The sequence below is a fragment of the Stenotrophomonas sp. NPDC077420 genome (assembly GCF_044543385.1).
In the GTDB taxonomy this organism is placed as follows: Bacteria; Pseudomonadota; Gammaproteobacteria; order Xanthomonadales; family Xanthomonadaceae; genus Stenotrophomonas.
Map to the genome: position 1 here is coordinate 1 of NZ_JBITVZ010000035.1, position 9,262 is coordinate 9,262.

18 protein-coding genes are annotated in these 9,262 nt (G+C 62.8%); all 18 read left to right on the forward strand.

Annotated features, from left to right (window positions below):
• On the forward strand, positions 1–345 hold a 345-nt coding region (gene rplP / locus ACIGII_RS19270), incomplete at its 5' end, for a 50S ribosomal protein L16 (protein WP_399657645.1).
• Complete coding sequence (rpmC, locus tag ACIGII_RS19275) at positions 345–530, forward strand: 50S ribosomal protein L29 (RefSeq protein WP_214900310.1); 186 nt, start codon at positions 345–347, stop codon at positions 528–530. The genes rplP and rpmC, both read left to right, overlap by 1 nt.
• 11 nt (positions 531–541) lie before the next feature.
• The gene (gene rpsQ / locus ACIGII_RS19280; protein ID WP_399641032.1) at positions 542–811 is read left to right on the forward strand and encodes a 30S ribosomal protein S17; all 270 of its coding nucleotides are present in this window, start codon (positions 542–544) and stop codon (positions 809–811) included.
• Positions 812–824: 13 nt separating this feature from the next.
• Positions 825–1,193, forward strand: coding sequence for a 50S ribosomal protein L14 (rplN, locus tag ACIGII_RS19285; protein ID WP_010483978.1), 369 nt, complete (start codon positions 825–827; stop codon positions 1,191–1,193).
• Between the two features lie 16 nt (positions 1,194–1,209).
• Entirely contained in the window at positions 1,210–1,527 is a 318-nt protein-coding gene (gene rplX / locus ACIGII_RS19290; protein ID WP_399641030.1) for a 50S ribosomal protein L24, read from the forward strand.
• An 11-nt stretch (positions 1,528–1,538) separates the two neighbouring features.
• The gene (gene rplE / locus ACIGII_RS19295) at positions 1,539–2,081 is read left to right on the forward strand and encodes a 50S ribosomal protein L5 (protein WP_399641028.1); all 543 of its coding nucleotides are present in this window, start codon (positions 1,539–1,541) and stop codon (positions 2,079–2,081) included.
• 18 nt (positions 2,082–2,099) lie between these two features.
• Complete coding sequence (gene rpsN / locus ACIGII_RS19300; protein ID WP_068849472.1) at positions 2,100–2,405, forward strand: 30S ribosomal protein S14; 306 nt, start codon at positions 2,100–2,102, stop codon at positions 2,403–2,405.
• 264 nt (positions 2,406–2,669) lie between these two features.
• Complete coding sequence (gene rpsH / locus ACIGII_RS19305; protein WP_145481794.1) at positions 2,670–3,068, forward strand: 30S ribosomal protein S8; 399 nt, start codon at positions 2,670–2,672, stop codon at positions 3,066–3,068.
• A gap of 18 nt (positions 3,069–3,086) precedes the next feature.
• A complete protein-coding gene (gene rplF, locus ACIGII_RS19310) occupies positions 3,087–3,614 on the forward strand; it encodes a 50S ribosomal protein L6 (protein ID WP_399641024.1) in 528 nt (175 codons plus the stop codon).
• Between the two features lie 56 nt (positions 3,615–3,670).
• Entirely contained in the window at positions 3,671–4,024 is a 354-nt protein-coding gene (rplR, locus tag ACIGII_RS19315) for a 50S ribosomal protein L18 (protein WP_399641021.1), read from the forward strand.
• Between the two features lie 158 nt (positions 4,025–4,182).
• Complete coding sequence (gene rpsE / locus ACIGII_RS19320) at positions 4,183–4,725, forward strand: 30S ribosomal protein S5 (protein WP_399641019.1); 543 nt, start codon at positions 4,183–4,185, stop codon at positions 4,723–4,725.
• Complete coding sequence (gene rpmD / locus ACIGII_RS19325; RefSeq protein WP_145481791.1) at positions 4,718–4,909, forward strand: 50S ribosomal protein L30; 192 nt, start codon at positions 4,718–4,720, stop codon at positions 4,907–4,909. The genes rpsE and rpmD overlap by 8 nt, the downstream gene beginning before the upstream one ends.
• A gap of 4 nt (positions 4,910–4,913) precedes the next feature.
• On the forward strand, positions 4,914–5,357 hold the full coding sequence (rplO, locus tag ACIGII_RS19330) for a 50S ribosomal protein L15 (protein WP_102944243.1): 444 nt from the start codon (positions 4,914–4,916) through the stop codon (positions 5,355–5,357).
• A gap of 3 nt (positions 5,358–5,360) precedes the next feature.
• The gene (gene secY, locus ACIGII_RS19335) at positions 5,361–6,716 is read left to right on the forward strand and encodes a preprotein translocase subunit SecY (RefSeq protein WP_145481790.1); all 1,356 of its coding nucleotides are present in this window, start codon (positions 5,361–5,363) and stop codon (positions 6,714–6,716) included.
• A gap of 364 nt (positions 6,717–7,080) precedes the next feature.
• Positions 7,081–7,437, forward strand: coding sequence for a 30S ribosomal protein S13 (gene rpsM / locus ACIGII_RS19340; RefSeq protein WP_017355426.1), 357 nt, complete (start codon positions 7,081–7,083; stop codon positions 7,435–7,437).
• A gap of 12 nt (positions 7,438–7,449) precedes the next feature.
• Positions 7,450–7,839: a 30S ribosomal protein S11 gene (rpsK, locus tag ACIGII_RS19345; RefSeq protein ID WP_017355427.1), complete on the forward strand. Its 390-nt coding sequence runs from the start codon at positions 7,450–7,452 to the stop codon at positions 7,837–7,839.
• A 14-nt stretch (positions 7,840–7,853) separates the two neighbouring features.
• Complete coding sequence (gene rpsD / locus ACIGII_RS19350) at positions 7,854–8,483, forward strand: 30S ribosomal protein S4 (protein ID WP_070208999.1); 630 nt, start codon at positions 7,854–7,856, stop codon at positions 8,481–8,483.
• A gap of 55 nt (positions 8,484–8,538) precedes the next feature.
• Positions 8,539–9,262: DNA-directed RNA polymerase subunit alpha (rpoA, locus tag ACIGII_RS19355; RefSeq protein ID WP_399657647.1), on the forward strand; the 724-nt coding region annotated here is incomplete at its 3' end.

A 9,262-nucleotide genomic window follows, 5' to 3' on the forward strand; every position in this document is an offset into this window, starting at 1 on the left:
GCCAACGCTGTCAGCTTCGGCGAATACGGCCTGAAGGCAACCGCCCACGGTCAGCTGACCGCGCGCCAGATCGAAGCGGCCCGCCGCTCGATCAGCCGCTACGTCAAGCGCGGTGGCAAGATGTGGATCCGAGTGTTCCCGGACAAGCCGATCACCAAGAAGCCCATCGAAGTCCGAATGGGTTCTGGTAAGGGCAACGTGGAATACTGGGTCGCCCAGATCCAGCCCGGCCGCATGATCTATGAAATTGAGGGTGTGGCAGAAGACGTGGCACGCGAGGCGTTCCGCCTGGCAGCTGCCAAGCTCTCCGTGACCACCACTTTCGTGACCCGGACGGTGATGTGATGGATATCAAACAACTTCGCGAAAAGTCGGCTGACGATCTGAAGTCCCACCTGACCGACCTGCGTAAGGAGCAGTTCTCGCTCCGTATGCAGCAGGTCACCGGGCAGCTGCCGAAGACTCACGAAACCCGCCGGGTCCGCCGCGAGATTGCTCGCGTCAAGACCCTGCTCGGCAGCAACAAGTAAGGATGGCCGCGATGAGCGACACTACTGAAAACAACGCGCTGCGCACGGTCCAAGGCCGTGTCGTCAGCAACAAGATGGACAAGACGGTCACCGTGCTGGTGGAGCGCCAGGTCAAGCACAAGCTGTATGGCAAGTACTTGAAGCGTTCGACCAAGCTGCACGCCCACGATGCCGACAACGCCTGCAACGAAGGCGATGTCGTGCGCGTGACCGAGATTGCTCCGATGTCCAAGACCAAGAACTGGCGCGTGGTGGAAATCATCACGCGTGCGGCTCAATAAGGAGATCTGAATCATGATCCAGATGCAGAGCTACCTTGATGTCGCGGATAACTCCGGTGCCAAGCAGGTGATGTGCTTCAAGGTGCTGGGTGGTTCCAAGCGCCGTTACGCCGGTATCGGCGACATCATCAAGGTCACCGTGAAGGATGCAATTCCGCGCGGCAAGGTCAAGAAGGGTGAAGTGTATGACGCCGTCGTGGTGCGTACCCGCAAGGGTGTGCGTCGCGCCGACGGCTCGCTGATCCGTTTCGACGGCAACGCCGCGGTCCTGCTCAACAACAAGCAAGAGCCGATCGGCACCCGCATCTTCGGGCCGGTGACCCGTGAACTTCGTTCCGAGAAGTTCATGAAGATCGTCTCGCTCGCTCCCGAAGTGCTGTGAGCGACAGGAGATAATCATGGCTAACCGTATCAAGAAGGGCGACCAGGTCGTCATCAACACCGGCAAGGACAAGGGCAAGCAGGGCGAAGTCGTCCGCGTCGACGGCGATCGCGTGATCGTCGCCAATGCGAACATCGTCAAGCGCCACACCAAGCCGAACCCGCAGGCAGGTATCGCCGGCGGCGTGGTCGAGCGTGAAGCGTCGATCCATATCTCCAACGTGAATGTGCTCAACCCGGCTTCGGGCAAGGGCGAGCGCGTTGGCTTCAAGGTGCTGGAGGATGGACGCAAACTGCGTGTGTTCCGCTCCAGCGGTGAGGCGCTCGACGCCTGAGGAATGACAAGATGACTTCCCGTCTGGAAAAGTTCTACAAGGACGAAGTGGTGCCGGCGCTGATGAAGCAGTTCGGCTACACCAATCCGATGCAGGTCCCGAAGCTGGTCAAGGTCACCCTGAACATGGGTGTCGGCGAAGCGGCGACCAACAAGAAGATCCTGGAAAATGCCGTCGCCGACATGGCCAAGGTCTCCGGCCAGAAGCCGATCGTGACCAAGTCCCGCGTCTCGGTGGCTTCGTTCAAGATCCGCGATGGTTGGCCGATCGGCTGCAAGACCACGCTGCGTCGTGCCAAGATGTATGAGTTCCTGGATCGCCTGATCAACATCTCGCTGCCGCGCGTGCGCGACTTCCGTGGTGTGTCCGGTCGTTCCTTCGACGGTCGCGGCAACTTCAACATGGGTGTGAAGGAACAGATCATCTTCCCGGAAATCGACTTCGACGCCGTCGACGCGATCCGCGGCATGGATATCGCCATCACCACCACCGCCAAGACCGATGCGGAAGCGAAGGCGCTGCTCGCAGCGTTCAAGTTCCCGTTCCGTAACTGATACGTCGAGGATTCCGAAATGGCAAAGACCTCCATGGTCAACCGCGATCTGAAGCGTGCCAAGCTGGCCGTCAAGTACGCGGGCAAGCGCGAAGAGCTGAAGAAGATCATCTCCAGCACGACCGCGTCGTACGAAGAGAAGGAACAGGCCGTCATCAAGTTGCAGAAGCTGCCGCGCGATTCGTCGCCGAGCCGCCACCGCAACCGCTGCGAACTGTCGGGTCGTCCGCGTGGCGTGTACAGCAAGTTCGGCCTGGGCCGTAACAAGCTGCGCGAAGCCACCATGCGCGGCGACGTGCCGGGCCTGCGCAAGGCAAGCTGGTAAGGGAGCAATCCCTTCCACCTGGTCCGCGCCCCAGGGCGCGGGGCAGGGGATGGGCCGGCTGTTCAGGTTCATCCGGAAAGAGAGTCCGACGCAAGTCGGGCTCTTTTTGTCGTATACTCCCGGTCTTGCCTCGTCAGGGGCAGGGGGTGGGCTGGCCCTGGGCTGGCCGATTCACGTTTCAAAGGGTCCTGGCCCCTCCCAGGAATTCAAAACACAGCAAGATTTTCGCGAAAGCGGATATCGGTGCACTCAAAGGTATCGACTATGAGCATGACTGATCCCATCGCCGACCTGCTGGTACGCATCAAGAATGCGGCCGCGGTGGGCAAGCAGACGGTGAAGGCACCGTCCTCCAAGATCAAGGTTGCAATCGCAGAAGTGTTGAAGGCCGAGGGCTACATCACCGACCTGCGCGTGACCAAGACCGAGAACAACAAGGCCGAGCTTGAAATCGTCCTGAAGTACTTCGAGGGCAAGCCGGTCATCGAGACCCTGAAGCGCTTCTCGCGTTCGGGTCTGCGCCAGTACCGTGGCAAGTCCGAGCTGCCGAAGGTCCTCAACGGCCTGGGCATCGCCATCATTTCCACCTCCAAGGGCATCATGACTGATGCGCAGGCGCGCCAGTTGGGCGTCGGCGGCGAAGTCCTGTGCTTCGTGGCCTAAGGCGAGAAGGAGAAACCTATGTCCCGCGTAGCCAAGAAGCCGGTCAACCTGCCCAAGGGCGTTGAACTGAACATCCAGCCGGAATCCGTCAGCGTGAAGGGCCCGAAGGGCACCCTGTCGCTGCCGAAGGTCGCCGGCGTTGAAATCACCGTGGAAGATGGCGTTGCCACCCTGTCCGCTGCCAATGACGACCTGGTCGCCCTCGCCGGCACCGTGCGCGCCATCCTGGCCAACATGGTCAAGGGCGTCACCGAAGGCTTCGAGCGCAAGCTCGAGCTGGTCGGCGTCGGTTACCGTGCCGCCATGCAGGGCAAGGACCTGAACCTGTCGCTCGGTTATTCGCACCCGATCCTGTACGTGGCGCCGGAAGGCATCACCCTGTCGACCCCGACCCAGACCGAAATCCTGGTCCAGGGCAACGACAAGCAGCTGGTCGGCGAAGTTGCCGCCAAGATCCGCGCTTACCGCAAGCCGGAGCCCTACAAGGGCAAGGGTGTGAAGTACGCCGGCGAAGTCATCATTCGTAAGGAAGCCAAGAAGGCCTAAGGGCGGGTCCCCTGATCGGGGAATCGTCGGGTTTTCAGCTTTCAAGGATAAATATCATGAACAAGAACATCGCTCGCCTGCGTCGCGCCAAGTCCACCCGCGCGCACATCCGCGTCCTCGGCGTGCCGCGTCTGTCGGTGCTGCGCACCGGTCAGCACCTGTATGCGCAGGTCTTCACCGCCGACGGCTCCAAGGTGCTGGCCGCTGCCAACACCACCCAGGCCGACGTCAAGGAAGGCCTGAAGAACGGCAAGAACAGCGACGCCGCCGCCAAGGTCGGCAAGCTGGTTGCCGAGCGCGCCAAGGCTGCGGGCATCGAGAAGGTCGCATTCGACCGCTCGGGCTACCGCTACCATGGCCGCATCAAGGCACTGGCCGAGGCAGCCCGCGAAGGCGGTCTGCAGTTCTAAGGGATAAGGAAGCGGGGCAGGTCCCCGCTTCCGCCTGCCTGCCGGCACGGGCTGTGCCGGGCGACGTCCTTCTTCTGCAGGGGCGCTCGATCCACCGCTTCACTTCACAGCTATAAGCGGCCCCGAGCCGTACATACTCAATCAATCAAGGAATCAACATGGCAGAAGAACGTCAGCAGCGGGGTCGCGATCGCGACCGTAACCGCGAAGAGAAAGTCGACGACGGCATGATCGAAAAGCTGGTCGCGGTCAACCGCGTCAGCAAGACCGTCAAGGGTGGCCGCCAGTTCACCTTCACCGCACTGACCGTGGTCGGTGATGGTGCGGGCAAGGTTGGCTTCGGTTACGGCAAGGCGCGTGAAGTGCCGGTCGCGATCCAGAAGTCGATGGAGCAGGCGCGCAAGAACCTGGTCGACGTGGATCTGAACAACGGCACCCTGTGGCACCCGGTGAAGTCCGGCCACGGCGCAGCCCGCGTGTTCATGATGCCGGCCTCGGAAGGTACCGGTGTGATCGCCGGCGGTGCCATGCGCGCCGTGCTGGAAGCGGTGGGCGTGAAGAACGTGCTGGCCAAGGCCGTCGGTTCGCGCAACCCGATCAACCTGGTTCGCGCCACCCTGAAGGGTCTGGGCGAAATGCAGTCGCCGGCCCGCATTGCGGCCAAGCGCGGCAAGAAGGTGGAGGATCTCAACCATGGCTAATGACACCGTCAAGACTGTCAAGGTCCGCCTGGTGCGTGGCCTGCGTGGCTCCCAGTCGCGTCACCGCCTGTCGGTGAAGGCGCTGGGCCTGAACAAGCTCAACGATGTGCGTGAACTGAAGGACAGCCCGCAGGTTCGCGGCCTGATCAACAAGGTCCACTACCTCGTCAAGGTTGAGGAATAATCCAATGACCATGCGTCTCAATGAACTGAGCCCGGCACCGGGCGCCCGCACCGAACGCACCCGCGTCGGCCGCGGTATCGGCTCCGGCCTGGGCAAGACCGCCGGCCGCGGTCACAAGGGCTCGTTCGCCCGTAAGGGTGGCGGCAAGATCAAGGCCGGCTTCGAAGGCGGCCAGACCCCGATGCAGCGCCGTCTGCCGAAGATCGGCTTCCGTTCCAAGATGGCCAAGGACACCGCTGAAGTGCTGTCCTACCAGCTGGATCGCCTGGAAGCCGGTGAGATCGATTTCGCCGCGCTGCGCGCTGCGAAGCTGGTCCCGAGCACGGCCAAGAAGGCCAAGATCGTCATGAAGGGCGGCCTGACCAAGGCCTTCACCCTGAAGGGCGTCGCAGCAACGGCCGGTGCCAAGGCCGCGATCGAAGCTGCCGGCGGCAGCGTACAGGAGTAAGTCATGGCGCAAGCGGGCATTGGTAACCTGGGCGGCGGGCTCGGCAAGTTCACGGAACTTCGCCAGCGTCTGCTGTTCGTCGTCGGGGCGTTGATCGTCTACCGCATCGGCTGTTATGTGCCGGTGCCGGGCGTCAATCCCGATGCCATGCTTGCGCTCATGGAGGCGCAGGGCGGCGGTATCGTGGACATGTTCAACATGTTCTCGGGCGGCGCCCTGCACCGCTTCAGCATTTTCGCGCTGAACGTGATGCCGTACATCTCGGCGTCCATCGTGATGCAGCTGGCCGTGCACATCTTCCCCGCGCTCAAGGCGATGCAGAAGGAAGGTGAGTCCGGTCGCCGCAAGATCACCCAATATTCCCGCATCGGCGCCGTGTTGCTGGCGGTGGTGCAGGGCGGCAGCATTGCGCTGGCGCTGCAGAACCAGCTCTCCCCGACCGGTGCGCCGGTCGTTTACGCCCCGGGCATGGGCTTCGTGCTCACCGCGGTGGTCGCCCTGACCGCCGGCACCATCTTCCTGATGTGGGTTGGCGAGCAGGTCACCGAACGTGGCATCGGCAACGGTGTGTCGCTGATCATCTTCGCCGGCATCGTGGCCGGCCTGCCGGGCGCGGTCATCCATACCTTCGACGCCTTCCGCGAAGGCAACCTGCAGTTCATCCAGCTGCTGCTGATCGCGCTGGTGGTGCTGGCCTTCACCTTCTTCGTGGTGTTCGTCGAACGCGGCCAGCGCCGCATCACGGTGAACTACGCACGTCGCCAGGGTGGCCGCAACGCGTACATGAACCAGACCTCGTTCCTGCCGCTGAAGCTGAACATGGCGGGTGTGATCCCGGCCATCTTCGCCTCCAGCATCCTGGCGTTCCCGACCACCCTGGCCATGTGGTCCGGCCAGGCCAGCTCGGCCACCTGGCTGCAGAAGGTCGCCAATGCCCTGGGTCCGGGCGAGCCGCTGCACATGATCGTGTTCGCGGCGCTGATCACCGGCTTCGCGTTCTTCTATACCGCGCTGGTGTTCAACTCGCAGGAAACCGCCGACAACCTGAAGAAGTCGGGCGCGCTGATTCCGGGCATCCGGCCGGGCAAGGCCACCGCCGATTACATCGACGGCGTGCTGACCCGCCTGACCGCGGCCGGCTCGGCCTACCTGGTGATCGTCTGCCTGCTGCCGGAAATCATGCGCACGCAGCTGAATGCCTCGTTCTACTTCGGTGGCACCTCGCTGCTGATCGTGGTGGTGGTGGTGATGGACTTCATTGCGCAGATCCAGGCGCACCTGATGTCGCACCAGTACGAGAGCCTGCTGAAGAAGGCCAACCTGAAGGGCGGCAACCGCGGCGGTTTTGCCCGCGGCTGATTGGCCTGTTATACTTTCGTCTTCCTGACGTGATGGTCCTCCGCTTCGCGGACTCTGGCCACACAAACGAAGGGCGGCCCCCGCAGCGGTTCCGGGTGGGGGTGAGATCGGGTGGTTCCGCGCTGGAGTAGCGCGGGCGACACCGGGGAGGGGTCCGCAAGGGTCTCTCCGCCGAGGTCAACCTGGTCCGGCGCCGGAGCCTGGGCACACTCCCTGGGCCGGGTCCATGAAACCTTTCAGGTTTCACGGGCTTCCATGTAAACCGGAACCTTGTTAGTATCGCTAGTTCACTTTTGGATACATCCTGCCGGATCGGCGCCCCCCGGGTGCGCTGTCGGCCATCACTCAGCTGGAGAACCGCGTCATGGCGCGTATTGCAGGCGTCAACCTGCCAGCCCAGAAGCACGTCTGGGTCGGGTTGCAAAGCATTTACGGCATCGGCCGTACCCGTTCGAAGAAGGTCTGCGACGCTGCAGGCGTGACCTCGACCACCAAGATCCGCGATCTGTCGGAGCCGGAAATCGAGCGTCTGCGCTCGGAAGTGGCCAAGTACATCGTGGAAGGCGATCTGCGCCGTGAAATCGGTATCGCGATCAAGCGCCTGATGGACCTGGGCTGCTACCGCGGTCTGCGTCACCGTCGCGGCCTGCCGCTGCGTGGTCAGCGCACCCGTACCAACGCCCGCACCCGCAAGGGCCCGCGCAAGGCGATCAGGAAGTAAGGGACCTAAGAAATGGCTAAGCCCGTCGCTAAGACCAAGAAGAAGATCAAGCGCGTCGTCACTGACGGCGTTGCCCACGTCCACGCTTCGTTCAACAACACCATCGTGACCATCACCGACCGCCAGGGCAATGCTCTGTCGTGGGCGACGTCCGGTGGCGCTGGCTTCCGCGGTTCGCGTAAGTCCACCCCGTTCGCTGCCCAGGTGGCTGCCGAGAAGGCCGGCCGCGCCGCGCTCGACTACGGCGTCAAGTCCCTGGAAGTCCGCATCAAGGGCCCGGGTCCGGGTCGTGAGTCGGCCGTGCGCTCGCTGAACAACGTGGGCTACAAGATCACCAACATCATCGACGTGACGCCTATCCCGCACAACGGGTGCCGTCCGCCGAAGAAGCGTCGCGTCTAAAGGAGCGATAAGAAATGGCTCGTTATATCGGTCCTACCTGTAAGCTCGCCCGCCGCGAAGGCGCCGACCTTTCCCTCAAGAGCCCGGCCCGTGCGCTGGACTCCAAGTGCAAGCTGGAGCAGAAGCCCGGCCAGCACGGCGCGACCGCCCGCAAGGGCAAGCTGTCCGACTACGCCACCCAGCTGCGTGAAAAGCAGAAGGTCAAGCGTATCTACGGTCTGCTGGAGCGTCAGTTCCGCAACTACTACAAGAAGGCCTCGACCAAGAAGGGCAACACCGGCGAGAACCTCCTGCAGCTGCTGGAAACCCGCCTGGACAACGTTGTCTACCGCATGGGCTTCGCTGTGACCCGTCCGGCTGCCCGTCAGCTGGTCTCGCACCGCGGCGTCACGGTCAACGGCAAGTCGGTCAACCTGGCTTCGTACCAGGTCAAGGCTGGCGACGCTGTTGCCCTGTCCGAGAAGGCTGCCAAGCAGCTTCGCGTGCAGGAAGCGCTGACTGTGTCCAGCACGCATGACCTGCGTCCGTCGTGGATCGAAGTGGATGCGGGCAAGTTCGCCGGCATCTTCAAGGCCGTGCCGGATCGTTCGGACCTGCCTGCGGATATCAACGAAGCGCTGATCGTCGAGTTGTATTCGAAGTAATTCACATTGGAGAGCCCCCGGCGACGGCCGGGGGTTCACTAGGAGAACCCGCAACATGACGGTTACCGCCAACCAGGTTCTGCGTCCTCGTGGTCCGCAGATCGAACGCCTTACCGACACCCGCGCCAAGGTCGTTATCGAACCCTTGGAGCGTGGTTACGGGCATACGCTGGGCAATGCCCTGCGTCGCGTGCTGCTGTCGTCCATCCCGGGCTTCGCCATCACGGAAGTCGAGATCGACGGCGTTCTGCACGAGTACACCACGCTGGAAGGTCTGCAGGAGGATGTGCTTGAAGTCCTGCTCAACCTGAAGGACGTGGCGATCCGTATGCACACCGGTGACAGTGCAACCCTGTCGCTGTCCAAGCAGGGTCCGGGTGTCGTGACCGCTGCCGATATCAAGGTCGACCACAACGTCGAGATCCTCAACACGGATCATGTCATCTGCCACCTGACCAAGGACACGGCAGTCAACATGCGTCTGAAGATCGAGCGTGGTTTCGGCTACCAGCCGGCGGCCGCGCGTCGTCGTCCGGACGAAGAGACCCGTGCCATCGGCCGTCTGGTCCTGGATGCGTCGTTCTCGCCGGTCCGTCGCGTCGCCTATTCGGTGGAAGCGGCACGCGTCGAACAGCGTACCGACCTGGACAAGCTGGTGCTGGACATCGAAACCAACGGCACGATCGATGCCAACCATGCCACGCTGGCGGCCGCCTACGCGCTGCACTTCGGCGAGTTCGGCAATGGCTGGGTGCCGTGGCTGTATTTCGCGCTCGGCC